Annotated in this window: 26 protein-coding genes and 1 riboswitch; of the genes, 12 read left to right on the top strand and 14 right to left on the bottom strand. The window is 53.9% G+C overall.

Annotated elements, in window-relative coordinates; translation table 11 throughout:
• Positions 1-10 precede the first annotated feature (10 nt).
• The 5 genes from bioD to bioA are packed head-to-tail and all read left to right on the top strand — an operon-like array spanning position 11 to position 4,591.
• The gene (bioD, locus tag BM299_RS00610) at positions 11-775 is read left to right on the top strand and encodes a dethiobiotin synthase (protein ID WP_245779581.1); all 765 of its coding nucleotides are present in this window, start codon (positions 11-13) and stop codon (positions 773-775) included.
• Complete coding sequence (gene fabZ / locus BM299_RS00605) at positions 762-1,181, top strand: 3-hydroxyacyl-ACP dehydratase FabZ (RefSeq protein WP_092481522.1); 420 nt, start codon at positions 762-764, stop codon at positions 1,179-1,181. The genes bioD and fabZ overlap by 14 nt, the downstream gene beginning before the upstream one ends.
• Positions 1,182-1,203: 22 nt before the next feature.
• Positions 1,204-1,947 carry a 3-oxoacyl-[acyl-carrier-protein] reductase gene (gene fabG, locus BM299_RS00600; RefSeq protein ID WP_092481521.1) on the top strand — a complete coding sequence of 248 codons (744 nt, stop codon included), beginning with the start codon at positions 1,204-1,206 and terminating at the stop codon, positions 1,945-1,947.
• A gap of 9 nt (positions 1,948-1,956) precedes the next feature.
• Positions 1,957-3,198, top strand: coding sequence for a beta-ketoacyl-ACP synthase II (gene fabF / locus BM299_RS00595; protein WP_092481520.1), 1,242 nt, complete (start codon positions 1,957-1,959; stop codon positions 3,196-3,198).
• Positions 3,199-3,217: 19 nt separating this feature from the next.
• Complete coding sequence (bioA, locus tag BM299_RS00590) at positions 3,218-4,591, top strand: adenosylmethionine--8-amino-7-oxononanoate transaminase (RefSeq protein WP_092481519.1); 1,374 nt, start codon at positions 3,218-3,220, stop codon at positions 4,589-4,591.
• A 123-nt stretch (positions 4,592-4,714) separates the two neighbouring features.
• On the opposite strand, the gene BM299_RS00585 is transcribed toward bioA, so the two are convergent.
• The 8 genes from BM299_RS00585 to BM299_RS20145 form a co-directional block, all read right to left on the bottom strand.
• A complete protein-coding gene (locus tag BM299_RS00585; RefSeq protein WP_092481518.1) occupies positions 4,715-6,217 on the bottom strand; it encodes a B12-binding domain-containing radical SAM protein in 1,503 nt (500 codons plus the stop codon).
• Between the two features lie 4 nt (positions 6,218-6,221).
• Positions 6,222-7,544 (bottom strand): B12 lower ligand biosynthesis radical SAM protein BzaD, encoded by a 1,323-nt coding sequence (bzaD, locus tag BM299_RS00580; protein ID WP_092481517.1) that lies wholly within the window; start codon positions 7,542-7,544, stop codon positions 6,222-6,224.
• A 5-nt stretch (positions 7,545-7,549) separates the two neighbouring features.
• Positions 7,550-9,103, bottom strand: a complete 1,554-nt coding sequence (locus tag BM299_RS00575) for a DUF2284 domain-containing protein (protein WP_092481516.1) — start codon at positions 9,101-9,103, stop codon at positions 7,550-7,552.
• The gene (gene cobT / locus BM299_RS00570) at positions 9,100-10,179 is read right to left on the bottom strand and encodes a nicotinate-nucleotide--dimethylbenzimidazole phosphoribosyltransferase (RefSeq protein WP_092481515.1); all 1,080 of its coding nucleotides are present in this window, start codon (positions 10,177-10,179) and stop codon (positions 9,100-9,102) included. Before cobT ends, BM299_RS00575 begins: the two co-directional genes overlap by 4 nt.
• Before the next feature lie 17 nt (positions 10,180-10,196).
• Positions 10,197-10,952, bottom strand: coding sequence for an adenosylcobinamide-GDP ribazoletransferase (cobS, locus tag BM299_RS00565; protein ID WP_092481514.1), 756 nt, complete (start codon positions 10,950-10,952; stop codon positions 10,197-10,199).
• A gap of 17 nt (positions 10,953-10,969) precedes the next feature.
• Positions 10,970-12,250 carry a B12 lower ligand biosynthesis ThiC-like protein BzaB gene (bzaB, locus tag BM299_RS00560; RefSeq protein ID WP_092481513.1) on the bottom strand — a complete coding sequence of 427 codons (1,281 nt, stop codon included), beginning with the start codon at positions 12,248-12,250 and terminating at the stop codon, positions 10,970-10,972.
• A 26-nt stretch (positions 12,251-12,276) separates the two neighbouring features.
• Entirely contained in the window at positions 12,277-13,575 is a 1,299-nt protein-coding gene (thiC, locus tag BM299_RS00555; RefSeq protein ID WP_092481512.1) for a phosphomethylpyrimidine synthase ThiC, read from the bottom strand.
• A 96-nt stretch (positions 13,576-13,671) separates the two neighbouring features.
• Positions 13,672-13,806, bottom strand: a complete 135-nt coding sequence (locus BM299_RS20145) for a hypothetical protein (RefSeq protein WP_281246345.1) — start codon at positions 13,804-13,806, stop codon at positions 13,672-13,674.
• A 31-nt stretch (positions 13,807-13,837) separates the two neighbouring features.
• A riboswitch (cobalamin riboswitch) is annotated at positions 13,838-14,028 on the bottom strand.
• Between the two features lie 140 nt (positions 14,029-14,168).
• Between BM299_RS20145 and BM299_RS00550 the strand changes: the two genes are divergently transcribed.
• Together BM299_RS00550 and BM299_RS00545 are read left to right on the top strand one after the other, a co-directional pair.
• Positions 14,169-14,861 (top strand): YetF domain-containing protein, encoded by a 693-nt coding sequence (locus BM299_RS00550; protein WP_092481511.1) that lies wholly within the window; start codon positions 14,169-14,171, stop codon positions 14,859-14,861.
• On the top strand, positions 14,858-15,238 hold the full coding sequence (locus tag BM299_RS00545) for a DUF4363 family protein (RefSeq protein ID WP_092481510.1): 381 nt from the start codon (positions 14,858-14,860) through the stop codon (positions 15,236-15,238). The genes BM299_RS00550 and BM299_RS00545 overlap by 4 nt, the downstream gene beginning before the upstream one ends.
• Before the next feature lie 226 nt (positions 15,239-15,464).
• On the opposite strand, the gene BM299_RS00540 is transcribed toward BM299_RS00545, so the two are convergent.
• The 3 genes from BM299_RS00540 to trkA form a co-directional block, all read right to left on the bottom strand.
• The gene (locus tag BM299_RS00540) at positions 15,465-16,709 is read right to left on the bottom strand and encodes an L-lactate MFS transporter (RefSeq protein ID WP_092481509.1); all 1,245 of its coding nucleotides are present in this window, start codon (positions 16,707-16,709) and stop codon (positions 15,465-15,467) included.
• A 245-nt stretch (positions 16,710-16,954) separates the two neighbouring features.
• Complete coding sequence (locus BM299_RS00535; RefSeq protein WP_092481508.1) at positions 16,955-18,397, bottom strand: TrkH family potassium uptake protein; 1,443 nt, start codon at positions 18,395-18,397, stop codon at positions 16,955-16,957.
• 37 nt (positions 18,398-18,434) lie between these two features.
• On the bottom strand, positions 18,435-19,781 hold the full coding sequence (gene trkA / locus BM299_RS00530; RefSeq protein ID WP_092481507.1) for a Trk system potassium transporter TrkA: 1,347 nt from the start codon (positions 19,779-19,781) through the stop codon (positions 18,435-18,437).
• Between the two features lie 214 nt (positions 19,782-19,995).
• Between trkA and BM299_RS00525 the strand changes: the two genes are divergently transcribed.
• The 3 genes from BM299_RS00525 to BM299_RS00515 all read left to right on the top strand — a co-directional run bounded on the left by BM299_RS00525 (position 19,996) and on the right by BM299_RS00515 (position 21,975).
• Positions 19,996-20,346, top strand: coding sequence for a hypothetical protein (locus BM299_RS00525; protein ID WP_092481506.1), 351 nt, complete (start codon positions 19,996-19,998; stop codon positions 20,344-20,346).
• 47 nt (positions 20,347-20,393) lie between these two features.
• On the top strand, positions 20,394-20,981 hold the full coding sequence (locus BM299_RS00520; protein WP_165608112.1) for a stage II sporulation protein M: 588 nt from the start codon (positions 20,394-20,396) through the stop codon (positions 20,979-20,981).
• Between the two features lie 97 nt (positions 20,982-21,078).
• On the top strand, positions 21,079-21,975 hold the full coding sequence (locus BM299_RS00515; RefSeq protein WP_092481504.1) for an SDR family oxidoreductase: 897 nt from the start codon (positions 21,079-21,081) through the stop codon (positions 21,973-21,975).
• Positions 21,976-21,982: 7 nt separating this feature from the next.
• On the opposite strand, the gene BM299_RS00510 is transcribed toward BM299_RS00515, so the two are convergent.
• Both BM299_RS00510 and BM299_RS00505 read right to left on the bottom strand, forming a co-directional pair.
• The gene (locus tag BM299_RS00510; RefSeq protein WP_092481503.1) at positions 21,983-22,747 is read right to left on the bottom strand and encodes an alpha/beta hydrolase; all 765 of its coding nucleotides are present in this window, start codon (positions 22,745-22,747) and stop codon (positions 21,983-21,985) included.
• 23 nt (positions 22,748-22,770) lie between these two features.
• Complete coding sequence (locus BM299_RS00505; protein ID WP_092481502.1) at positions 22,771-23,523, bottom strand: tetratricopeptide repeat protein; 753 nt, start codon at positions 23,521-23,523, stop codon at positions 22,771-22,773.
• 204 nt (positions 23,524-23,727) lie between these two features.
• Between BM299_RS00505 and BM299_RS00500 the strand changes: the two genes are divergently transcribed.
• Positions 23,728-24,147 carry a nucleoside recognition domain-containing protein gene (locus BM299_RS00500; RefSeq protein WP_092481501.1) on the top strand — a complete coding sequence of 140 codons (420 nt, stop codon included), beginning with the start codon at positions 23,728-23,730 and terminating at the stop codon, positions 24,145-24,147.
• A gap of 95 nt (positions 24,148-24,242) precedes the next feature.
• The gene (locus BM299_RS00495; protein ID WP_207545086.1) at positions 24,243-24,752 is read left to right on the top strand and encodes a nucleoside recognition domain-containing protein; all 510 of its coding nucleotides are present in this window, start codon (positions 24,243-24,245) and stop codon (positions 24,750-24,752) included.
• Between the two features lie 61 nt (positions 24,753-24,813).
• Here the strand turns inward: BM299_RS00495 and BM299_RS00490 are convergent, their stop codons facing one another.
• Positions 24,814-26,400 (bottom strand): methyl-accepting chemotaxis protein, encoded by a 1,587-nt coding sequence (locus tag BM299_RS00490; protein ID WP_092481500.1) that lies wholly within the window; start codon positions 26,398-26,400, stop codon positions 24,814-24,816.
• Positions 26,401-26,537: the final 137 nt, after the last annotated feature.

Genomic DNA, 26,537 nt, shown 5'->3' with positions numbered 1-26,537 from the left:
GGAGAGAAAAATGTATAAACCCCTTAATTTGTTGCAAGGATACTTTGTCACCGGCACCGATACCGGCATCGGGAAAACGGTTGTCACAGCCGGGCTGGCGGCAAACCTGAGACAAAAAGGAATAAACGCGGGGATAATGAAACCGGTGCAAACCGGGAGTAAAAATTTAAACGGCAGCCTGGTTTCGGTGGACGCCCTGTTTGCCATGACAGTGGCGGGAATTAAAGACGAAATGGAACTGGTCAGCCCGTATCGCCTGGAACCGCCCCTGGCCCCGCGGGTAGCCGCCGAGCTCACCGGCATCACCATTGACCTGTTCAAGATAAACCGGGCCTACCAAGAATTACTCAATAGACATGATTTTATGCTGGTGGAAGGGGCCGGCGGCATCATGGTGCCCATAGCGGGCCGGTTTTTAATGGCCGACCTGATTAAAATGTTGAACCTGCCGGCCCTCATCGTGGCAAGGCCCGGACTGGGCACGGTAAATCACACCCTGCTCACCGTTGAGTACGCAAAATCCAAAGGCATTCACGTTGCCGGTATCATTATCAACGGGTTAAAGGAAAGTGAGGCCGGCACGGCGGAAAAAACAAACCCCGGCCTGATTGCTGAATTGTCGGGAGTTCCCGTTATGGGAATTATACCTCACGATGCCGGCGTGGACGTGGACACTTGTAAGCCGGGCCGGGTTGTTGAATTGGTTGGAGCCGCAGTTGACTGGGAGATGATTTCCCTACCGGGTACAGGGGGTATGGCCGGTGAATATCAGTGAGATTGAGGCCATCATTCCTCATCGCCACCCTTTTCTCTTGATAGATAGTATAACCGAACTGGTCCCGGGTAAATGGGCTGTTGGTCAAAAGAAAGTTACTATGGACTATATTTTCCTGCAGGCCGGGCCCGGCGGAAAGCATGTACTGCCCCCGGTACTTGTTTTGGAAGCCATGGCCCAGGTAGGGGCAGTGGCCGTTTTGAGTTGCCCCCAATACCGCAATAAAATTACCCTGCTGGCCGGAATAAACGGGGCCCGTTTCTTCAGGGATGTATTACCCGGGGATGAACTTCGTTTAGAAGCTGAAATCACGCGGCTTAAAGGAAAAGTAGGCCGGAGAAATTGCCGGGCACTGGTAGGAGACACAGTTGTGGCAAAAGCCGATATTTTATTTGCCTTAGTTTGAAAAGTGATCGAGGTGACAAACCATGGAATGTCCCCCAAAAGTGGCGCTAATTACCGGCGGGTCCCGGGGCATAGGGGCCGCCATTGTTCAAAAATTGGCTGCCAACCAGTTTAACGTCGTTATAAATTATAAAAATAACCGCCACGCTGCCGGCAAGCTGGCCCGGGCCGTCAGTTCACATTTTATGGTGGAAGCTTTACCCGTTCAAGCCGATGTTTCCATTTATCATCAAGTTGCGGACATGATTTGCCAGGTCCAAGAAAAATTCGGACGTATCGATATCCTTGTCAACAATGCTGGTATAACCCGTGACGCCCTGCTTATCAGGATGACCGAAGAGGATTGGGACCGGGTGATAAACACTAACCTGAAAGGCGTTTTTAATTGCAGCAAGGCCGTTCTTAAAACCATGCAAAAACAACGCCGGGGTCGCATAATTAACCTATCTTCCGTAGTAGGGCTAAGGGGACAAATAGGGCAGGCTAATTATGCCGCAGCCAAAGCCGGCGTTATTGCCTTCAGCAAATCTCTGGCTCTGGAACTGGCACGCTGGAATATCAAAGTTAACGTGGTAATTCCCGGTTTCACCGAGACGGATATGACTTTGCAATTACCCATCAAGGCCAGGGAAAAAATCCTGGAACAAATACCCCTGGGCCGCCCCGGTAGCCCCGAAGATGTGGCCGGTATGGTAAATTATCTCGCTTCCGATGCAGCAGACTATATTTCCGGGCAGGTCTTTAATGTTGATTGCCGGGTGGTGTAGGGATTAATTATGCAGAACCGGGTGGTAGTTACCGGAATGGGAGTTGTATCCCCCGTCGGCATTGGAAAAAAAGATTTCTGGGCAGCATTAAGGGCCGGTATTGTCGGAATTGATGAGATTTCCCTGTTTGATGCCTCGGATTACCCCACCAGAATAGCGGCGGAAGTTAAAGGGTTTGAAGCCAGTGCATTTATTGGCCGGGAACTGGCGGAACAAACGGCCAGATTCGCTCAATTTGCACTGGTTGCAGCAGCGGAGGCCATTTCCGATGCCGAATTGAAAATGGATCGGGAGAACCGGCAGAAAGTGGGTATTTTCCTGGGAACCAGCAGGGGTGGTATAACAAACCTGGAAAAATTTCATGAAGTACTGCAAAACAAAGGTTCCAAGCATATCAATCCGTCCCTTTTCGGGCAGTGTTTTCCCCATGCTGCAACCTCCCTTGTGGCAAACATGGCGGGTGCCCGGGGGCCGACCGGTACCGTTATGGCTGCCTGCGCTTCCGGCACCGCAGCCATCGGCAACGCGTTTCGCGCCCTGCAGAGAGGAGATGCCGATATTATTATAACCGGTGGAACCGAAGCTCCCCTCACCCCGTTAATGTTTGCAGGTACCTGTGCCAGCAGGGTCATGTCCACCTCCAACGACAGGCCCCGGCAGGCCTGCCGTCCTTTTGATAAAAACCGGGACGGTTTTGTGATGGGAGAAGGGGCGGGCATGGTGGTACTGGAAACGCTAAACCATGCTTTGCAACGGAATGCAAGAATATACGGTGAAATTATCGGGTACGGGTTGACCTGTGACGCCTACCATATTACCGCCCCCCACCCAAAGGGCAGTGGAATTGCCATGGCCATGAGCCTTGCTTTGTCTGAAGGCAAAGTTTCACCGGGAGAAGTGGATTACTTAAATGCCCATGGCACTTCCACCATTTTAAACGACCGGTGCGAAACCCTGGGCATCAAGCAGGTTTTTGGCCCTTATGCCTATTCCCTTCCGGTAAGCTCGACCAAGTCAATGACCGGGCACCTGATGGGCGCCGCCGGGGCGGTGGAATTTATAGCTTGTTTACTGGCAATGGAAAATAACCTGATCCCCCCCACCGTTAATTATGAAACTCCTGACCCTGATTGCGATTTGGATTATGTGCCAAACCTGGCCAGAAAAAGCAGATTAAACCTGGTGATGTCCGATTCCCTGGGCTTTGGCGGACATAATGCCAGCTTGCTGGTCAAAAGATTCACCGAATGACTAAAAGGAGGGAAAAACCGTGGATATTCTTCAACCGGAACAGCTCGAGCATTGGGACAAGGAATACGTATGGCACCCGTTTACGCAAATGCGCGAATACAGGAAGGAAAAGCCTTTAATTGTTGAGCGGGGAGAAGGCAGCTATCTTTTTGATGTGGAGGGCAATAAATATTTGGACGGCATTTCTTCCCTGTGGGTAACAGTGCACGGTCACGGGAAAGAGGCGATCAACCGGGCCATTATAGAACAACTGGATAAAGTGGCCCACAGTACATTACTGGGTGAGGCCAACATACCGTCAATCCTGCTGGCCAAAAAATTAGTAGAAATAACCCCTCCCGGACTGGATTATGTGTTTTATTCGGAAAGCGGCTCCACCGCGGTGGAAATCGCCCTTAAGATAGCATACCAGTACTGGCAACAACAAGGTGATGAAAAATACAAGTCCAAGCGTAAATTCGTGTCCCTGGTAAATGCGTATCATGGTGATACCATCGGTTCGGTAAGCGTGGGCGGCATCGACCTGTTCCATAAAATATTCTCGCACCTGCTATTTGAAACCTTAAGTGTCCCCGCCCCCTATTGTTACCGTTGTCCTTTGGATTTAAGCAAGGACACCTGCTCCATGCAGTGCGTGGGCGAAATGGAAATCCTTCTGGCCCGCCACCACCGGGAAATAGCGGGGGTAATTGTGGAACCCCTGGTACAGGGCGCCGCAGGCATGATAGTGGCGCCGGAAGGTTACCTGGGAAAGGTCCGGGAACTGTGCACCAAGTATAATATTTTGCTGATTGCCGACGAAGTGGCCGTAGGCTTTGGCCGTACCGGCAAGCTGTTCGCCTGTGAGCATGAAAATGTCAAGCCGGACTTGATGTGCCTCGCCAAAGGCATTACCGGCGGCTACCTGCCGTTGGCGGCCACCATGGCCACCGGTGAAATATATAATGCCTTTCTGGGAGGAATTGAGGAATGCAAAACCTTCTACCACGGCCATACCTATACCGGCAACCCCCTGGGCTGCGCCGCCGCACTGGCCAACCTGGAGCTCTTTGAAAAGGATAAGCTGATTGAAACTCTGGAAGAAAAGATTTCTTTCCTGACACATGGTTTGGAAAGATTCAAGGAACTCAAACACGTCGGAGATGTACGGCAAAAGGGCATGATGGTGGGAATTGAGCTGGTAGAAAACAAGGAAACCAAAGAACCCTTCCCCGTAAGGGCAAATATACCTCACCGGGTAATCCTGGAGGCCAGAAAAAACGGCTTAATTATCAGGCCCTTGGGCAATGTAATCGTACTAATGCCTATTCTCTCCATGAGCCTGTCCGAACTAAAAGATGTTCTCGACATTACCTGCGCAGCCATCAAAAAAGTGACCGAGGGGGAGGCCTAATCCGGGCAACCTTGAAAAAATCACCAGGAAGTCCTCAAGCCATTGCACACTTCCCAATTGTTTTAAGTAATAATGAAGAGTAAGGAAGATAATTTAAGATGTTCCTTACTCTTTTTTACTTTTTCAAACTTCTAACATGTGATCAATATTTTTTTTGGCCTCCTGGACCACTAAATGCTTCTCTTCATCCGTAAATAATTTGCCGTTTTCGAGAGCGCGCAAATTGGCCTCAAACAAATCCACCAGCATTTCATTTATTTGTTCATATTTCAATTCCGCGTCCCGGGGTTCTTGCTCTTTTCCACTCCAAATCCCCGACATGCGGCGGAAAAGAAAGTTGGTAATTTGCCTCATTATGTCGGCCAGGACAGCCACCCGGGGGTTGACAAAAGTCGTGCTTCCTTCATAAGTAGCGCCGGGTGGCAATTCCAGCCGGCCCTCCCCTTGCAGCATTTTAAATGCCGGGGTTCCTTTCAGGATAATCTGGTGGTGGTACAGAACATTGGCGGTCACCGGAAGATTGTTCAACAGGTCGTTGCGCCGGAGGAACTCAAAGTTGGCCCGGATATCTTCCAGGGAGGAACAGGGCTCAAACATAATAAACCCGATATTGGGTTCGATGCCGTGTTTGCGGAGAATTTTGACAGCCTGTTCATTCCGGGCCACAGTGGTCATTTTGTTCAGCCGCTTCAGGGAATCGTCTTTTCCGCTTTCAAGCCCGATCAAAATATGGCGCAGACCTGCCTCAACCAGGGCCGCGATGGTTTCATCATGAATGTCGTCGACCCTGGCCTCAATGCCAAAGCGAATGTTCCGTTCTCTCAAAAGGGAAGCCAGGTGCAGCGCCCTGCTTTGCCCCTGCCGCCCCGGACCGAAAAAGTTGGGGTCGGTAAAATAAAAATCCTTTACCCCCCGTTCCGCCATTATCATATCGATCTCGGCCGCAATATTCTCCGGGCTTCTGCCACGCCACCGGGAACCGTGACCGTAAAACGGGTTGATATAGCAAAAAGTGCACTGCCCGTAACACCCCCGGCTCCCTTGCAGGTTTACTTCAGGCAAGCGATACATGGCCTCGGTGCGCACCGGAAAAGGAAGGCTGTCCAGGTCCTCCACGAGTTCCCGCGGGGTATGGCTGATATTGCCCGTCCCGTCCGACCGGGCCAGGCCGGGGATGTTCGATCGCCCGGCCCGGCCGGACAACGCGTCCGCCAGTTCGGAAAAAGTTGCTTCCGGCTCGCCGGTGATCACCGCGTCAATGGCGGAGCACTCCCGTAAAATTTCCGCAAAGTTGAAGGTGGGATAAAACCCGTAAGCCGCGATATATGGGCAAAGTTTTTCCCGCTTGATTTCTTCTAAAAAACTGAAAAGGTCAACATCAGTCCGCCAGTGGTAAACCATGTGCACGCCCAGTAAATCCGGTTTCAGGTCGCTGACCTGCTGTTTGATCACAGCGTATGAAAGATTATCCAGATACCCTTCCGTAATTTCCACCTGGTGGCCTTGACTTTGGAGCATTCCCGCCGCGTACCCGGTAAGCAGGCTGGAAGAGAGAGGGGTGTTGGCTATATCGTTGCAGCGTTCCGGGATAAATACCCGGGGGTGCTCCAGCAGAAGAATTTTCATTTTTTCACCTCACTTCATGCCACATAAAAACATTTTGCTGCAATTGCAGGGTTTCCATCCGGTACCTTAAAGTATCAAAGGGCTTTGGATTATAATATACCGGGTAAAGGAGATCGGTATCGGGCCCGATCACCCCTTCTTCCCTGGCTATCCTCTCAATGGCCGTTCCCGGCAGTATCCGGATATTATTCAGCACCACGGTTCCCAGGTTCTTTTTTCCGCCGTGCAAATTATAAATCCGCTCCAGAAGGCGCATTCCTTTGGTACAGGTGTCTTCGGTTTCACCGGGCACGTTGACCATGAAGTGATAAACGCTGATTACATCGCTTTGGGCGGCCAGGCCGGCTGCTTTTAAAATATCCGCCTCATCAAGTCCTTTGTTCAGCACGTTCAGGGATTCCTGGCAAAAACCGTCAGCGGAGAAGAAAAAACATTCGCACCCCGCCTTTTCAAAAAGGGCGATATTTTGTGCATTTAAATGATCTTCCCGCATAAAGCCGCTCCAGCGGACCTTGAGTTTTCTCCGGAGCATTTCCCGGCAAATTTCTTCCAGGTGACCGTGGGGAATGTTCAGCACCGGGTCGGTGAAATGAAAACCGGTCACACCGTAATCCTTGTGCAGCGCCTCCATTTCATCCACCACGTCCACCGGCGGGCGGCAGCGGAGATGATGCCCCTGGAGCTTGGGGTAGACGCAGTAAGCGCAGTTGTACGGGCACCCCCGTTTGGTCTCAATCCCGATGGAAGGAACATAGCTGTTTATATCCAGGTAGGGGGCAGGGTCCAGCAGGTGCCTCGCGGGTGGGACATACCGGGCCAGATTGAATTCCTTGGAGGGCGGCATAACCTTTATGTCCTGCTTGTCACGGTAGCACAACCCCTTTACCGGCGGCGGGTTGTCCAGCGAGGCGAGTAAAGCCGGGAAAGAGATTTCGGCCTCGCCCACGATGCCGTAATCAATCTCCGGCAGCTCACGCATCAACCGCCCGGGGAACAGGGAAAAGCCGGTGCCGCCCACAACAATCCGGGCCTTCGGCAGGAGTGCGGAAACCAGCCGGACCGTCACCGTGAAAGGCGGTATGAGCGAACTGGTTTTATTGGCCAGGGGGTCGATATTGCGCAGGGATAAACCAACTACCTCCGGTTGAAAGTCCAACAGCCTCTCCTTCAAGGCACCGAAGGGGTTACCGCCCATGTTCATGTCCAAAAGGCTGACGGTGTGGCCTTGAGCCGCCAGGTGCCCGGCCAGGGAAACAATCCCGATGGGGTAAACCCTTTCGGGAGCCGGAGTATCCATGGATAAAGCCTGTACCAGTAAAACGTGCATAATAATCACTCCAATAGCAGCAAAGCAAAATATTTGACATAATCATCCCGGCGGCTCAGTGTGCGTAATGAAAACCCCGCCCGCCGCACCGTCTCAAACACATCGATGCCCGACCCTTCCATGGAAGGCCTGGCGTCACGCTGGTTGTGACAAATCCCGCCCGTGGCGCGACACGGTTCGCAGAGGGAACAGGGGCCGGCCCAGAAGGCCAGCGCCTTGTGAAATCCGGCCTTGAAAGCCTCTCTTTCAGCCCGCAGGACGTTGCGCTGGAATTCCCCGGTAGGCGGCTCCCCTTCCAGAAGCAGGGCCCGGGCGTAGTCCTTCAGCACTTCCCTGGTTCTGGCGGGGGAAGGACTGTTGGGCGGGCAGTGGGGCTTTCCGTATTCGCCGCACCCGAACCGGCAGCGCAGGTCCGCCCATTCCGGGACATGCACGGTATCCACGGAAATGGAGCAGACCTTGCCGAATCCCAGGTCTTTAATTTTAGCCGCCAAAAGGGAGACGGGGTTCAGGCAAAGCCCGGCCAGCTGTTCTTGTTCGGGGGAGGCCACGATAATAGCGGTGTCCGAGCCCAGGGGCACGAGGCCGGTGGCAAAAAGACCCTCGCCGGCAAGCCGGCTGCGGACCCATTTCCCGGTAAAGACCTTTCCGTTATAGGTGTTGATTAACATGTTCAAATCAAAAAGAGAAGCCTTTTCGGGACAATGCTCCATGAAAAAATCGTGGATCAATAAAAAACCACCGGGTTTAAGGCATTTTCCGGCTTCGGCCAGGATGTGGGCGGCCTCGTTTTCCGAGTAGGCATGGAGCACATTGGAAATAATTATCAGGTCAAATGTTCCTTTGTGCACCGGCCAGGGTTCCAAAATATTGGCGGGGAGAAGAGTGACCCTGTCTTCGAGTCCCCTGTGCCGCAGCAATTCGGCAGCGTGTTCCAGCACGCCGGGCAGGTCGACCAGCGTTGCTTTCGTTTCGTTGAAACGCTCGAGAAAACCGGCGGAAACAGCTCCGGAACCCGCTCCCACATCCAGAATGTTTCCTTTAATTGAAAGGTTGCTGAAAACCGGCAGCATCTCCCGGGTTTTCACCCCGGCTATATCGTCCATGGCGTGGATATAGCTGCGGATGCGGTCAGTCAATTGTTCGGATTCCTCCGGGGCCGGCTGAAAAACCCTGCCCCCGGCCTTCAGACAGCTCTTGAGGTCCCGCCAGGGGGCGGAAAGGTACCGGCGCCAGAGGACGGAACGGCCCTGGTAATTTTCTTTGCTCTTGACCAGGTAATCGGAGGCGATTTTGGTATTGTAATAATACCGCCCGCTGCGGGTCAGCAGCCCCAGGGAGCAGAGTGCTTGCAAAAAACGCTCTGTCGCCCGGGTATCCGTATCCAGTGTCTTTGCAATTTCTTCAACGCTTTTGCCCGCTTGGTCAAGGTGAGAAAAAACATCAAGCTCCACCGCCGTGAAGAGAACTTCCGAAAACCAGTACCCCGTGGCCAAATTTTCCAGGTATTGCGGTCCGGTTTCCTGCGGGTCATGGTTTAAAAAAGGCAGCGGCTTCATGCCGGCGCTCCGGGTGTATTCCTGGATACCCCGGCATCCTCAAAGGTAAGCATTTTATTGATCACCTGCGCGGCGGATTCCACCAGGTTCATGGCCAGGGCCGCCCCGGTGCCTTCTCCCAGCCGCAGGTTCAAGTTCAACAAAGGCTTCAGTCCCAATTCCTCCAGCATGTACCGGTGCCCGGACTCCATGGAACGGTGCCCGGCGATCATGTAATCCACGGAAGCGGGAGCCAGGCTTTTGGCCAGCAAGGCCCCGGCGGAAGAGATAAAACCGTCCACCACCACGGGCACCCGGTGGTAAGCCGCGCCCAGAATAAGCCCGGCAATGCCCCCGATCTCGAATCCGCCCACCTTGGCCAGGACATCCACGGGGTCCTTCGGGTCGGGGTTGTTTACCTCCAGCGCTTTTTGGATTACGCGAATTTTGTTTTCCAGGTCGTCGCCGGTGACTCCGGTTCCCCGACCGGTCACTTCCCGGGCGGAGCGCCCCGTAATGGCGGCCAGAATGGCGCTGCTGGGAGTTGTATTGCCGATGCCCATATCCCCGGTGGCCAGCAGCTCTACTCCTTCGCCGGCCAGCCGACCGGCGATTTCGATGCCGGTCTCCAGGGACTGCACGGCCTGCTCGCGGGTCATGGCCGGACCCGCGGCCATGTTGCGTGTTCCGTAGTCCACTTTGCAGGAGAGAATTTTTTCCTTTATCGAATTGTCGAGATCGGCGGCGACACCCATATCCACCACCAGCACCCGGGCTCCCGCCACCCCGGCGAGAACATTAATGGCCGCCCCGCCGGCGACGAAGTTGGCCACCATTTGCAGAGTAACCTCCCGGGGAAAGGCACTGACCCCCTCGCCGGTCACCCCGTGGTCACCGGCCATGGTTACCACCGTTTTTTTGCGGACGGATGGTTTAAGGCTCTGCTTTACGGCCGCCAGCTGTTCAGCCAGATCAAGCAGATCGCCCAGGCTGCCCGGGGGAATGGCCAGGTTGTCCAGGTGCTCCCTGGCCCTTTCGCGCCATTTCCGGCGCACCGGTTCGACACCGTCGATTGTCGCCTGTAATGTCTTTCCCATATTTATACCTCCGGTTTTTAGAATTTCAACAATTCAACACCCGGCACCAAAGCCAGGGCAAACAGCCCCAACACCTCGGCGCATTCATTCATGGCGCCTAAAACATCCCCTGTGATGCCGCCGATCCGCCTGCGGGAAAAGCGGGCCAGGGCGGCCGTTCCCGCGAGGATCGCGCCGGCCAGGACAATTCCCGGCAGGGGGCCCAGTAAAAGCATCGTCGCGCCCAGGGTAAATACCGAAGCCGCGATCAATTCCCGTGTACCCACGTAACTGGCAAAAGAACCCGTCCCGGTGCTCCTGCTGACATAGGGATACAGGGCTGCGGCGTACACTTGGGCCCACCGGCCCAAAACGGGAACCAGGACCAGGGCCGCGCTTTTCAGAGGAGCCGGTACTTGCCCCAGCAGTACAAATTTTGCCAGCAACAATAAGCTCCCGGCCATCACCCCGTGTGCTCCCACGCGGCTGTCATGCATGATTTCCAGGACCTTTTCGCGCGGCTTGCCGCTGAAAAAACCGTCCACGGTATCCATCAGACCGTCGCCGTGCATGTTTCCGGTAACAATAATCAAAAAAGCCAGGGCGATCAGGTCGCATACGGAACCGGCCAGGACAAAGGACAGTAAGTGGTGGATGCCCGCCGCCAGGCCCCCGATTAAGAGGCCGACCGGCGGAAAATAAGCCATGGAGCGGGCGATGTTTTTACTGCCCACATTGCTTTTGACAGACACGGGTATTCTGGTGAGAAATTGCAATGCTATCAGAAATTCCAAGATCGCTCAGCCCCGGTTCAGTCAATGCCAAAATATTTAGCCGCAACCTGCGCGGCACAGTCGGGTCCGCAAACAGCACAGTGCCGGCTGTCATCTCCACCCTCACGCGCCGCCTTTATTTTCCCGGGATCAATGGAAAGGCTGATTTGCCTGTCCAGGTCCAGCGCGACCCTGGCGCGGGCCATTTGCAAATCCCGGGCCAGGGCCTGTTTATTGCCCCTGGCCAGGTCCGCCGCGTGGGCGGCAATCCGGGCGGCGACAACCCCTTCCTTGACGTCCTGTTCCGTGGGCAGCCCGAGATGCTCCGCCGGGGTTACATAGCAGATAAAATCGGCGCCGGCCGCCCCGGCTATGGCCCCGCCGATGGCCGAGGTTATGTGATCGTAACCCGGCGCCACGTCGGTGGCCAGGGTGCCCAGGATAAAATAGGGGGCGCCGTGGCATAAACGTTTCTGCAGCAGCATCGTCGATTTCACATGGTGCATGGGAACGTGTCCGGGACCTTCCACCATCACCTGCACCCCGGCCGCGTGGGCCCTGGCCACCAGTTCGCCGGCTATGATCATCCCCTGCAGCTGCGCCCCGTCCAGCGAATCGGCGGTGGAGCCGGGCCGGATGGCGTCTCCCAGGCTCAACGTCACGTCATATTTTTTCAAAATCTCTAACAGGCGATCAAACTGTTCGTAAAGAGGGTTTTCCCTGTTGTTGTGCAGCATCCACCCCGTCAGAAAAGCGCCGCCCCTACTGACCACGTCCGTAACCCGCCCGGTATTTTTGAGGCGCTTGATGACATCAAAATTCAGGGCGCAGTGGATGGCCATGAAATCCAAGCCTTCCGCCGCTTGTTTTTCCACGGCGGCAAACATGTCATCTTCGGTCATGGCCACCACGCTGCCCCGTTTTTCAATGGCTTCAATGGCGCACTGGTAAATGGGCACGCCGCCCACCGGCACATTGGCCAGGGCCAGTGTCTGCCGGCGCATCCCGTCGATGTCCCCGCCGGTGCTCAAATCCATAACGGCGTCACACCCGGCTTCCTGGGCGATGGCCAGCTTGCGCTCTTCCATCTCTATCTGGTCCCGGTCGCTGGATGTGCCGATCAGGGCGTTCACTTTTATCCTGAGGCCCTGTCCGATGCCGCAGCAATTAAACTCTTTGCGGTTAATGTTCTTGGGAATCACAATTTTACCCGATGCCACTCCCTCCCGGATGAACTCGACGTCCAATTGCTCCCGGGAAGCCACCATTTCCATCTCCGGAGTGATTTTGCCCGCGCGGGCCGCCAATACCTGAGTCATTCCAGTCACCCTTTCTTTTTCGACTTTTAACAACTTTGCCTGGCGGTGCCCAGGTATTCGGACACCACTTTCATGGCGCAGTACTTGCCGCACATGGCGCAGGCCGCCGAGGATTCCCCGGTGCGGTCTTTTCTCAATTGCCCGGCCCGCTCCGGGTCTACGGCCAGGGTGATTTGTCTCTCCCAGTCCAGTTCCTTCCTGGCCCGGGACAATTGCAGGTCCCAATCTTCGGCTCCCTTCAGACCTTTGGCCAAGTCAGCGGCGTGGGCGGCGATCCGTGCCGCAATCACCCCTTCATGCACCTGATCCGCATCGGGAAGCCCGATGTGTTCGGCAGCCGTCACGTAGCAGATGAACTCGGCCCCCGCCCAGGCCGCTATGGCGCCTCCGATGGCGGCGCTGATATGGTCATAACCGGCGGCTATGTCGGTTACCACTGGGCCGAAGACAAAGTAGGGCGCGCCTTTGCAAAGGCTTTTTTGCAGCGCAACGGTTGCCTCAATCCGGTTTAAAGGTACGTGGCCCGGCCCCTTGACCATTATTTGCACCCCTGCTTCCCTGGCCCGTCTGACCAGTTCGCCCAAAATCACCAGCTCTTCCACCTGGGCGCCGTCCAGGGAATCGGCCAGACACCCCGGCCGCATGCCGTCGGCCAGGCTGATTGTCGCATCGTACTTGCGGGCAATTTCCAGTACCCGGTCATAATGTTCATACAACGGGTTTTCCGACTGGTTGTAAATCATCCACCCGATCAGATGGGAACCGCCGTAACTTACCAGGGGATCTATTCTGCCTTCTTGCCTGGCCCGTTCCACCACACTCATGGTAGTGCCGCAGTGCAGGGCCAGAAAATCAACCCCGTCGGCCGCCTGGCGTTCAATTACGGCGAATAAATCTTCAACCGTCATCTTTACCGGCGCGTTATATTTTTCTGCCGCTTCCGCCAGGGCTTGGTACAGGGGCAGTGTTCCCACCGGCTTGGGGGTGGCGGCGAGGGTTTCACGGCGCATGGCATCGATATCTCCGCAAACGCTGAGATCCATGATGGCATCCGTACCTGCGGCCAGGGCGGCCTTGACTTTTTTCAATTCAAGGCCGATGTCCGGGTCGTTTCCGTACAGGCCCACGCTGGCGCTCACCTTGGTTCGCAGGCCTGCGCCTATTCCCACCGGGACGCTGTTAATGCGTTTGATATTGCAGGGAATGACAACGGTACCCTCAGCTATCCCCTGCCGGATAAATTCCGGTGTAACTTGCTCCGCTAGCGCCACCTGTTCCATTTCCGGGGTGATTTCCCCCTTCAGGGCGCTGTTTAATTGACTCATTAAAAACCCTCCTTTTGGTAGTAATCTTTGGGTCAAAACCGACGCAATCCGCTTTGGCCGCCTATCGGGCCGGTATAAAAGCCGGTTGCTGGATGATCATGAAAGAGCGAAAAAGGGGACAGGCACCTTTTTCAAAAAGCGAAAAAGGAGCCAGTCCCCTTTTTCGCTGGTCGCTGGATGATCATGAAAAAAGTCCATGCCGTAAACGGCATGGACTTTTCCATCATCCATGTAACCCGGACACCGCCCTTATCCACGAGGCTGTGCGAGACATTTCCAGGCAGGTCTCCTGGCTTCCGGGATAGCGCCCGTACCTTCCTTCCCGCCTGCCTTGCCAAACGGACGACAAACGGTGGTTTTATAGGTGGGCTACCGGTTACAGTGGCGGGACCGCCCGGGATTCTCACCCGGTTCCCTATTCTCCCTTGCGGGCACCTGGAATGTATGATTTTTTACTTTGTGACTTTCATTTTACAGTACTTTTGCGCATTGTCAAGGGGATATTTGTCAAATTCAAAATGAATCCCCGGTATAAATATTACAAGAACGTGGTATTTTTAAAATAAAATATAATGACCATACAGGTGATGACATTGCTGCTGGTAATTATCAGAACCCTTATCCTTTACCTTGCCGTGGTTGTGGTTATGCGCATCATGGGCAAGCGGGAGATCGGTCAGCTGCAGCCCTTTGAACTGGTGGTGGCGCTGATGGTAGCCGACCTGGCGGCCATTCCCATGGAAGATACGGGCATACCGCTGCTGAGCGGGATAATTCCCATCATCATATTAATGGCGGCCCAGGTTACTATTTCTTACATTTCCATGAAAAGCGAAAAAGCCCGGGGGATTATATGCGGCAAACCCAGTGTGCTGGTGGCCAACGGCAAGCTGGTGGAATCCGAACTGGAGTGTCTGCGCTACAATATCAATGACTTGCTGGAGCAACTCCGGGCTAAAAACTACCCCAACCTGGCGGATGTGGAATTCGCCATCCTGGAAACCAACGGTCAACTCAGTGTGATACCTAAATCGCAAAAGCGGGCGTTGCAGCCGGAAGATTTGCAGATTAATACCAAATATGAGGGGATGCCCATGACGCTGGTTATCGACGGTAGAGTGAACAAAGAAAACTTACGCAAGGTTAACCTTAGCGAAGAATGGCTGCGGACGGAACTGAGCAAGTTTGGCGTTCAAGACCTGAAAAAAGTATTCTTTGCCAGTCTGGATACGGCGGGAAAACTGTTTTACCAGCTTAAGGCGGAACCGGGCGGTGGTCGGGCATGAGAATTTACATAGGCGTGGCTGTCGTATTGGCGCTGGTGCTGGCGCTGGGCCTGTTTACGCTGGACGGCCTTAAAGAATCCGCGGAAAAAATGGTGGCCGGCTTTGACGGGCTGGAAAACGCTATCGACTCGGGCAACTGGGACGAGGCCGGAGAGGGTATCGGGAAGATGCAAAACATGTGGTCCGGTTACAAGGGGTGGTGGGCCATGGTGGTGGACCACCAGGAAATAGATAACATTGACATGGCCCTGGTGCGCGTGAGCAGGTACGTCAGCATGCATGACCGGGCCATGGCCGCCGGTGAACTGGCGGTGCTCCGGCAGATGCTGGAGCATATACCGGACAAGGAGCGGGTTAATTTGAAGAACATTTTTTAGTAAAAACCAAAAGGGCAAAAAAGGGGACTGCAGTAAAAGGGGACTGGCTCCGATTCGTTTTGTGAATCGGTACCTGTCCCCCTTTTACCGGAGGCAGGGCAAAAAAGGGGACAGGCACTTTTTTCAAAAAGCGAAAAAAGAGCCAGTCCCCTTTTTGCCCGGTCTCCTTTGGGATATACGGTTTAACAAAAAAAGCCCCGCCGGGAGGACGGGGCTGTAAATTTGCTTACGTTTCCAGCGCTTTTGGGGCGGGTACGGACTGGGGCGCTTTGGTGAAGAAGGTGATTATCGCGGCAATGACGAGCAGTATACCGGAAATCATATAACTGGCGCCGTAACCGCCGGTGGCGTCGGCCACCCGCCCGGCGATGATCGGGCCGATCAGCGCGGCGGCACCCCAGGCGGTAAATACCAGGCCATAGTTTATGCCGGAGTTTTTCAGGCCGAAGAAGTCAAAGGTAGCGGACGGGAACAGCGAGAGCAGCGAACCGTAAGCCAGACCGGTCAACACCGACCCCAGCAGAAGCAGGGGCGCTGTGCTGTAGTGAGAGAAGGCAAACATATTTATCGCTTGCAGGGTGAACACCAGCAGCATGGTGTTGGTGCGGCCCAGGCGGTCGGAAAAAAATCCCGCCAGGATCCGGCCGCTGGCGTTGGCCACGGCCAGCACGGCCACCAGGGCAAATCCCCAGTTGATACCCCCCTGAATTTGCGATATTTTAGCCAGGTGTCCGATAATCAACAGGCCGGCCGATGCGGCGAAACAGTACATGAGCCAGAGCTGATAAAACTGCGGAGTTTTGATCATTTCCCCAGGCGTGTAGTCGCGCTTGGAATAAGTGGCGGCTGCCTTGGCAGTGCTCGCCGGCGGCGGTCCGCCAAACGGTACGAAATTTTGCGCCGGCGGAAAAGAAAGAAATTGGGCCAGCGCCAGGATAATGACAAAGAACATGATGCCTTCAATGTAGAATGTTTGCTGCACGCCGTATGTGCGCATGAAGTAGTTGGTCATGGGAGCGATATACACCGAGGCCAGGCCGAAGCCCGCAACCACAAGGCCGGCGATTTGCCCTTTCTTGTGGGGTTGGAACCATTTAACGGCCGCCGGGGTGGGGGCGGCGTAACCAAACCCCATGGCGGCGCCGACGAGTAGACCGAACCCCACCGCCACCATGCCTACTGAATGTGATGATCCTGCCACAAACATTCCGATACCGCATAAAAATGCTCCCACAGTCGCTACCACCCGCGGGCCTGATTTGTCGAGCCATCGTCCCGCCGGTATCATGCACAGCGCAAAAACCACGCAGGCCAGGGTGTAAGGTATGGATGATTCCGTTTTTGTCCAGCCATACTGGTCAATCAGCGCCTTGGCAAAGACGCTCCAGGAATAAAGCACACCCAGGGCCAAATTGATCCCCGTTCCGGCGAAAGTCACCGTCCAGGCCCTGGAGACACTTGGTTGAGACATATAGCGCACCTCCCAATAATAATTTGTACTTATATAATAATCTATAAAATGCTGAAAATTAATAAAATTCAGTCTAATTGCCCCATTATTATTTTGAGGTGCTGTATTGATCAAATGAATGGTAGGCAACGGTCCGGTGTAAGACCCAAAACCACTGCCTGCAATATATGGCCGGTTAGCCGGGTATGGGGACAGGTTAATGCAGTGCTTGTGGACGCGGCGGGGACCGGCCAGACTATCCACTGTTAAGAACGCCACAGCCGGGCGGAAAATACCACCAGAACGGTATAAATTTCCAGGCGCCCCACCAGCATGCAAAAGGCCAGCAACAGCTTGCCCGTCGCCGGGATGGCGGCGTAATTACTGGCCGGGCTCACAATCCCGAAACCGGGCCCGATGTTGCCCAGGGAGGCAGCCACGGCGGTGAGGGAACTGAGCAGGTCAATCCCCATGGCGGCAATAACCAGCGTGGAGGTGAGCAAGAGCATAAAGTACAAAAAGAAAAAGTTTTGCACGCTTTCCACCAGTTCTTCGGGAATGACATCCCGGCCAAGGCGGACGGGAATGATCGCCTTGGGGTGAAAAAGTTTGGCGAATTGCCGGGCGGCGCTTTTAAATAAAATAAGATAGCGCACGTTTTTAATGCCGCCGCCGGTGGAACCGGCGCAGCCGCCTATAAACATGAGCAGTAAAATGACGGCCTGGCTCAAAACGGGCCAGCCGGTATAGTCGGCGGTGGCGAATCCCGTGGTGGTCAGTATGGACGTTACTTGGAAGGCGGATTGGCGGAAAGCCTTTTCCACCCCGTAATTCATGGTGGTTATCAGATTGACGGTGATTATAAGGCAAGCGGTCATAGTGACAAAAAAATACAGGCGGGTTTCCGGGTCACGCCACAGCGGGCGAAAATTCCCCCGCAGAGCGTAAAAATGCAGCGCAAAATTTATGCCGCAGATAAACATGAAAAATATGATGATGTAATGGACAACCGGGCTGTCAAAGGCGGCGATGCTGGCGTTATAATTGGAAAAACCGCCGGTGGCCACGGTGCCGAAGGTCTGGATGAACGAATCGAACCAGTTTAGGCCGGCCAGTTTTAAAGCGGCAATTTCCGCCACCGTGATAATCAGATACAGCTTGTATAATTCCCGGGAGGTTTGAGCCACCCGGGGCAACACCTTGCTTTTGGCCGGGCCGGGCACCTCGGCCCGAAACAATTTCATCCCGGCGATTTTCAGCGACGGGATGAGGGCCAGGGTTAATACAATAATCCCCATCCCGCCCAGCCAGTGAGTCAAGCTGCGCCAGAAAAGAATGCTTTTGGAAAGGCTTTCAATGTCCGTGAGCACGGAAGCTCCGGTGGTGGTGAAACCGGACATGGTCTCGAAAAACGCGTTGATAAAACCCGGTATGGTCCCGGAGATGGTGAAGGGCAGCGCCCCGAACAGGGCCAGAAAAAACCAGCCGGCGGTGGCGATGATAAACCCTTCCCGGTACCCCACGTCTTTGGTGTCAAGCCGGGTGCGGGCCAGGGAAAAACCTGTTACAGCAACTATGGCAATGGTAATGGCAAAAGCCATATAATCCGACTCATTTAAATAGAGGGCAATCCCCAAGGAGGGCAGCATTGCTCCCGCTTCAACCAATAGAACCAAACCCAGGGTGCGCAGTATCAGGGCCCTATTCATGCCGAAACCTCCAAAAACCGCTGAGCAAAGATTAATATTATGTTTGTTCCTCTCCACAAAGCGATTCTACGATGTGCACGTTGTGTCCGAGGGCAAAAACCACCAGCCGGTCGTTTTGTAGTATTACGTCGTTGCCCTGGGGAATGATTATCTTATTCCCCCGCTGGATGGCTCCGACAATGGTTCCCCGGGGCAGGCCGGACCTGTGCAGGGGGCGTCCGGCGATTTTGCTGTCGGGCTGCACTATGAGCTCAATTACTTCGGCCTGCTCGTTGAGCAGTAATATAAGGGATAAAATGCGGCCGCCCTTGATGAACCGCAGTATCTCACTGGCGGTTATCAGGCGCGGGCTGATGGCGGCGTCCACCCCCAGTTTTTCCACCAGGGGAGCGTATCCGGGCCGGCTGATTTTGGCCAGTACCCTTTTGGCGCCCATTTGCTTGGCCAGCAGAGCCAGCAGCAAGTTTTCCTCGTCGAGGCCGGTGACGGTGACAAAGGCATCGATTTCCTTGATCCCTTCCCGGCGCAGCAACTCCAAATCCGAGCCGTCGGCGCACAGAATCAGCGCATTGGGTAATTTTTCAGCCAGTTCCCGGCACTTTTCCTTGTTTTGTTCAATTATTTTAACCTTCATTCCCTGGGCGCACAGTCTTTCCGCCAGGTAAAAGCCGATTCTGCCTCCGCCCAGGATAATTACGCTTTGTACCTTTTGCCGCTGCTTTTTAACTTTGCCGCAAATTTTATTGACGACATCGGAATGGCCCAGGAGATATATGATATCTCCTGGCAGCACCATATCCTGCCCGCCGGGGACCAGCATTTCACCGTTGCGGGAAATGGCTACGATCAATAAAGACCGGGGGATATCCATGTCCATCAACTTTTTATTGGCAAACATTTGCATGTCTTCGTCCACGGCGATGTCGGCCAGTTTGACTCTGCCCCGGGCGAAGGGTTCCATGTGCACCGGGAGGGACAGGGTCAGGAAACGGCTGATCTCCAAAGCTGCAGAGTAATCGGGGTTGATGATCAGGTCAATCCCCAGGTCTTCCTTGCTGATAATTAAATTTTGAGAGTAATCCGGGTCCCTGATCCGGGCAACGGTGCGTGGAATGCCGATGCGCTTAGCTGTCATGCAGGCGATCATGTTTACTTCATCGCTGTTGGTTACGGCGATCAGCAAATCGCTCTGGGTTACGGCCGGGGAATTGAGGGTTTTGGCGGCGGCACCGCTGCCTTTAATGCACAGGCAGTCAAAGTCTTCCTCAATCTTTTCCAGCTTGGCTTCATTTTTTTCTATAACAACCAGGTCATGACCTTCCTGCAGCAGGCGCGAGGCAATCTCTTTGCCCACTTTACCTGCGCCGATAATGGTAGTTTTCAATTATATTACCTCACATTTTTCGGCAGGTTTTCGATACAATTAATTAGTATAAGTTAACCAAGCACTTTTTGCAATTGTTTTATACAACACTCTCATGTCAAATTCCTTTGGCAAAATTTTAAATTTATGTAAATTTAAAGAAATTAAGTGGTTTTAACCGGCAGGAATAACGGTTTCTTTGATAGTATTAGTATTCTATCGTGAGGTGACAATTATGAATGATATCTGGTATCTTGGCGAAGGGACCTGGATGGTTTACGTGGAGAATATACAAACGGCCCTTGATTTTGCTTCCATTCCCGAGATGAAATGCATAACTACCTACTATGACGCGCAGGGTAAAAAAAAGGCTATGCAATTCAGGTTTTTTCAGGGGCACGACCTGAGACCGGGCTTTTGCCTGTTGCATTATGTTTGCCGGCATCTGGGTTTGGATTACCATAAAGTGCTTGACGGGGTGAAAAGCACTCCCGGAGTGCCGTATCGCGAGCTTTATGGCAACTACAGCTACCAGCCCGACTTGTTTATGCTGTACGATTATTATGAGCCGGCAAGGAAAAAATAAGTCGGGAAGGCAGATAATTTTAAATATTAGGAGAGGTAATGTTGTTATTGACATTGTTTAAAAAAGAACTGTACAGCGTACGGCATTATGATCGACAAATTGCTATTTGTTTCGCTATATTCGCCGTCGCTGTTTATGTCGGCTATATACTGGCCGTTTTGTTGCAGGACCGGGCGGAGGATTATTACAGCACGGTACGGGAAATTATTTTGAGCAACCCCTTCGGCCAGGGGCTGCCGGAAAATATTTTTTTGTTTATTCTGGGGCGCAACGCCCTGGTCAGTTTTACCGCCCTGGTGCTGGGTATTTTTACTTATAACATCTGGCCCGTGACTATTTTATTGTTAAACGGCGCCATGAGCGGTTTTGCAGCGAAAATGCAGGCCGTGCTTTTTCACCATTATACTTTTCAAATCTGGCTGTTCGGGCTTTTGCCGCACGGGGTTATAGAATTGGGGGCGCTTTTTCTGGCCTGCGGCGCCAGTTTTTATTTCGGGGGGCTGCGCCGCCAGGGGGAATTTATCTGGGGAAGACTGCTGGGGACATATTTTATGCTGGTGCTGCCCCTGCTGGTGCTGGCGGCGGCGGTGGAGAGCTTCATCACGCCCCTTTTGATTCATCGGTTCTTGCTTTAGATTAAGTATCTAAAATTAATTAAAGGAATTTAACGGTTAAAAAACAAATATATGAGTTAGCTGATTAAATCGACTCGCCCTGGACGGGAGGGGTTTTATGATTCTGGTAACCGGAGGTACGGGGCTGGTGGGGAAACACCTGGTGCCGGCTTTGAAGGAAAAAGGCTATGCCGTGCGCTGCCTGGTTCGGGCGCCCCAAAAGGCGGAAGAAATACTGCCCGGGGGTGTTGAACTGGTCCGGGGTGATATCAACGATCCGAAAGCGGCCCAAAAGGCATGCGCCGGCGTGGATAAGGTCATCCATCTGGTGGCTGTTATCAGGGAACATGGAGAAAATACATTTGAACATATTAATGTTGAAGGCACTTTGAACATGGTGATCGCCGCCGGCCAGGCCGGTGTCAAGCACTTTATTCATATGAGTGCGCTGGGGGCCTGCGATAATCCCAGGTATAAGTATGTTTATTCCAAGTGGCGCGGGGAAGAGGCGGTCAGGCAGAGCGGACTGGCCTGGACGATTTTGCGGCCGTCCGTGATCTATGGCCGGGGATTCAACTTTTTTGACCGGATGGTGCAGTCGCTGAAGATGTTTCCCCGCCCCTTTGTCCCCGTGCCGGGCAAGGGAACCACCCTGTTTCAGCCCATCGCGGTGGAGGACGTGGTGCGCTGTCTGCTGCGCATGTGCGAGAATCCGAGCATGGTGGGGCGGGTTATAGAAATCGGCGGGCCGGAACACCTGAGTTATGCTCAAATGCTGGACCGCCTGTTGGAACAACTGGGGGAAAAAAGATACAAGTTGTACATTCCCATTCCGCTGATGCGCCTGGTGGTACCGCTCATGGACAGTGTGTTGCGGGATCCGCCGGTTTCCTCCGTAGAACTGAAACAGATGGCCATAGACAATATAACTGAACCGGATGCCGTCGAAAGGAATTTCGGCTTCAAGCCCAGGGCTTTGCACAACGGTTTGAAATATTTATTGCCGCCGGGCTGATAACGTGTTACGTGTTATTTCCCAGCCAGTTAAAATAAATGTCCCACACTACCCGGTGATGCCGGGAAAACTGGTGGTCTGCGCCGGGCACTTTTACCAGTTTTTTCGGTGCGCCGGCGCCCGCGATAATTAGATCCGCGTCTTCGGGCGGTACCACCTCATCGCTTTCACCATGGATGACCAGGAGCGGGCGGGGCGCAATTTTCCCGGCCAGTACGGGCACGTCAAACCCTGCCAGGTCATCGAAAAACGACTTGCGCAGGTAAATGATGCCCTCTTCGCCCGCCAGGGCGTACAGGTCGCCGTCGTCATCCACCGGGCCTTCGGCAAATTCAGTGAACAGCTCCACCAGCCGGGCCGGCGCCGCCCAGGTGCATACCCCGGCTACCCGCGGGTCCTCCGCCGCATGACAGATCACCGTGGTGCCCCCGAAACTGCGGCCCAGGGTGAATACCGGGCCCATTCCCGCCGCGCTGCACCAGTCCACCGCGCTTTTCAGGTCGTCAATTTGGCCGGAAAGAGTCAGGTTCTCAAACAAACCTTCACTTTCCCCGTTGCCCCGAAAATCGAACAGGAGCACATTGTAGCCCCGGGCGCCCAGTTCCTCGCCCATGGCTTGCGCCATACCTCCGCCTTCCTTGCTGCCGGTAAACCCGTGGCAGATAATTACCACCGGCCCCGGCTTGTTTTCCGTGGCGTATAAAAGACCGGCCAGGTTCAGACCGGCGGAATTTTTGAATTTTACCCTCTGCCAGGCTGTTTGGTTGGACATTGTTACACCTCCTATGGTTGTGGTTATTCATCTTGGGGCACCGTTCCTTTCCTTATATCTTCCAGTATAGTGCGTACTCCCATATGATCGTCCGGGTCCAGTTTAATAACCCACTCCAACAGTTCCTTGGCGGCCCGGGAATCGCCCTGGCGCAACTTTACCAGGGCCAGCCCGTGCAGGGTGCGCAGGAAAGGCCGGTTATCCACCCAGCCCCAGGGCAGTTTTCCCCGGAAATGCGGAGGCAGCACCGACCGGCCTATTTCGTAGGCCTGCAGGTAAAAACCATGGGCGCCGGCTAAATTTCCCACATCCCACTCAATTACCGCCAGGTGGTTCAGGGCATCTATAAAGTAGGGGCATTCCTTTAAGATACTGTTAAAAATGAAACGGGCTTTATTTATATTGCCTGCTTCCAGGTGCTCGCACCCCAGGTCGAACTTGCTCATCAAGCTGAGTACTTCGCTGGGCCAGGCGAATTCCCACTCATTGCGTCCTCTTTTTTCCAGCCTGATGGGGTAAGACAGCTCCCGCGTTTTTTTGCGCGTTCGGCCCTTGCGCTGTTGCCCGTAGCCCGCGGGCCCGGCGCTGCTGGATAGCAGCCAGTAACGGTATTGCTCCCAGGCCATTTGCAGACATTCTTCATGCCAGTCCATCTGCCTGGACCGGTACGAGCGCCGCAGCAATTCATACAGGGCCATGGTATCCCTTTCCCCTTTGGCATTGTGGGTTATCAGGAACACGTCAGCCAGCACGTGTTTGACCACATTTTTCTCCATACCAGTCACATCCTTGCTGGAGACACGAAGTTATGGTTTATATTATACTGCCGAGTCAAAATTTCCTGCTTATTAATATAATACCTGCAGGGCAGGGTGAATGCCGCAACTTTTTTAAGCGCTGTCGGAAGGTTTCAAAGGTTTGTTAGCGAAACCTTACCTGTTATCTATCATAAAGATTAACTGTTAACCGGGAGATGCGGCATGATTACTGCGGCTACATGGAAAAGGGGACTGCAAAAAGGGATATTGACCACCTGGCATTTGGCCCGGGTAATCGTACCCGTTTACCTGGTGGTTACTCTTTTAAAGTACACCCCGGTAATGGGCTGGATCGCCGGCCTGTTCGCCCCGGTGATGCGTTTTTTCGGTCTGCCGGGCGAGGCTTCGCTGGTGTTGGTACTGGGTAAGCTGCTCAACATTTATGCCGCCCTGGGGGCCATTTCTTCCCTGGACCTGACCGGCAGGGAAATAACCATTATAGCCGCCATATTGCTTTTGTCCCACAGCCTGCCGGTGGAATCGGCGGTATCCGGCAGAACGGGTGTAAGTGGCCTGTTGATGACGGCGCTGCGGTTAATCATGGGGGTATTGGCGGGGTTGACGGTCAACTTGTTTTGGTAAAGCTGTTTTAGCGCGGTCGGCTAAGCGCATTTAGGGTATAAATAACGCACTTGCGGGGAGCAACCGGACCCGCAGGGTATGAAGAAGGTGTTTTTTTGGACTGGAACGGATTTGTCCGCGAAGCGTTGCTGGGGGTGGGCAAAAACCTCTACATAATGGCCGTTATTGTAATTCCGGTGATGGTGGTGCTGGAGTTGGCCAGGGACCTGCAGGTGCTGGACCGGGTTGCCGGCTGGCTGGCCCCGGCGGTGGGCATATTCCGCCTGTCCCGGGAGGCGGCCTTTCCGCTGCTGGTGGGAATAATCTTCGGTATCGCTTACGGGGCCGGGGTGCTGATCGAAGAGGCCCGCAGCGGGCGCCTGAGCTGGCGGGACCTGTTTTTAATCAATGTTTTTCTGTCGGTTTGTCATGCCGTGGTGGAAGATACCGCTTTGTTCATGGCCGTTGGCGCCGACGGCCTGGTTATATTGTTGGGACGCTTTATTGCCGCCATCCTGATAACTTATATAATCAGCCGCTCAGCCTGGTTGGAACGGGAAAGTGTAAAGCGGGGCTTGCCTGACCTGGCCGGTGCCGCCGGGAACTCTCCAGGCAAATGCTGTTGAAAAAGAGTTACAGGGAAAACGCCGCAGCTAAATTGCTGCGGCGTTTCTCAATACTTATGCTTTAGACTGCGGAATCGCTGTCAACCTTAAATTTTTCCACCGTTTTTTGCAACGCAGTAGCGATATTGGCCAGTTGCTGGGCGGCGCCGGACACCTGCTCAATAGTGGACGCGATTTGCTCGCCGGCCTCGGTGAGTTGCTGGGTGCCCTCGTTGGCCTGTCTGGCCCCCGCGGCCACATTCTGGATGACGGATGTATTATTTTCCACGGCTTGGCTGATTCTTTCTATTGCGTCGCCGGCGTTGCCGGCCACCTGCACCCCTTCATTGACCTCTGCGGTCCCATGTTTCATGGCCGCAATGGCCTCGCCCACGCCGATTTGTATTTCCTTGATCAAGTCAGTAATTTCACTGGCCGCCCCGGCCGACTGCTCGGCCAGTTTGCGCACTTCTTCCGCCACCACTGCAAACCCCCGGCCGTGCTCCCCGGCCCGGGCGGCTTCAATGGCGGCGTTCAGGGCCAGCAGGTTGGTCTGATCCGCGATATTGGTAATGGTATTGATAATTTCCCCGATCTGACTGGATTGTTCGCCCAGTCTTTGAACGGCTACGGAAACATTTTGGGAAGACGAGGCAATGGCATTAATCTTGGCAATGGTGTCCCGGACGGCCCGGCTGCCGTCAATGGCCACCTGCCGCATCTGTTCGGATTCCCTGGCGGCTTCTTCAGCGTTTTCCGCTTCCTGGGCCGAGGCGACCGCCACTTCGTTGGTGGTGCTGGCTACCTCTTCTACCGTGGCGCTCACTTCTTCGCTGGCGGAGGCCAGTTCCTGGCTGTGGGTGGCCACGGATTCGGCCTGCTGCTTGACATTGGTGATCAGTGCTTTTAAATTAATCTTCATGTCGTTCAGGCTTTGGGCCAGCTGGCCAATTTCATCATTACTCCTGATATTGATGGTGCGGGTGAAGTCCCCGCCGGCCATCTCCCGGCAGCTTTGCTCCAGTTCTTTCATGGGGTCGGCGATTCTTCTGGCGAACCAAACAGCCAGACCCGCACAGACCAGGGCGACAATTACCGCGGGTATGGCCACGCTCCGTAAAATTTTTGCTCTCATAGCCAGTATTTCACCGGCATTAAAGTCAATGGCCATAACGCCCACAACCTGCCCGGCATTGTTTCTTATAGGCGCGTAAGCGGTTTTAAATGTCCCGTACTGGTCGGTATAAAAACCCTCTGTACTGGATGGCTGGCCGGCAAAGGCCTCTTTCATCCCTGACTGCCAGCTGTACTCCTTGCCCGGCGGAGATTCCGTGGCGATGATAAAATATACTTTATCATTCCTGGTTACCAGTGTGTAAGCGTAGGGAACGCCAAGCTGTTTTTTGATTTCTTCGCAATATGCTCTGATTTCCTGGTATTCCCTGGTTTGCATGTCTGCTTTGGATTTTATTTTACTGTGTTTGTCACCGTCGATATTGATGGCCGCGGTGACGGCGGTATCCATTATGTTCCGGCTGAAGTTGGCTTCAAATTGCCTGTAGGCCGCACGGTAGGCAAAGATGACCACAGTGGCGGTGGCCAGCGCCACCACCAGCAAAAACATAATAACAAGTTTTTGCCTGAGACTAATTTTCAGTCTTCCGTTCAATGCTTCTCCCCCCAAGTGTAACTTTAAAATGCTCAAGAAAATTTTGATAAAATAAGACAATTTTATATATTAGATATACAGGTAAAAGAATCCTTCTAATTTTTAAAATAATTAATAAATAAAAAGAGCCCGAACAG

Origin of the sequence: Desulfoscipio geothermicus DSM 3669 (assembly GCF_900115975.1) — a bacterium.
In the GTDB taxonomy this organism is placed as follows: Bacteria; Bacillota; Desulfotomaculia; order Desulfotomaculales; family Desulfallaceae; genus Desulfoscipio; species Desulfoscipio geothermicus.
This window is presented reverse-complemented; position numbering and strand designations above follow the sequence as displayed.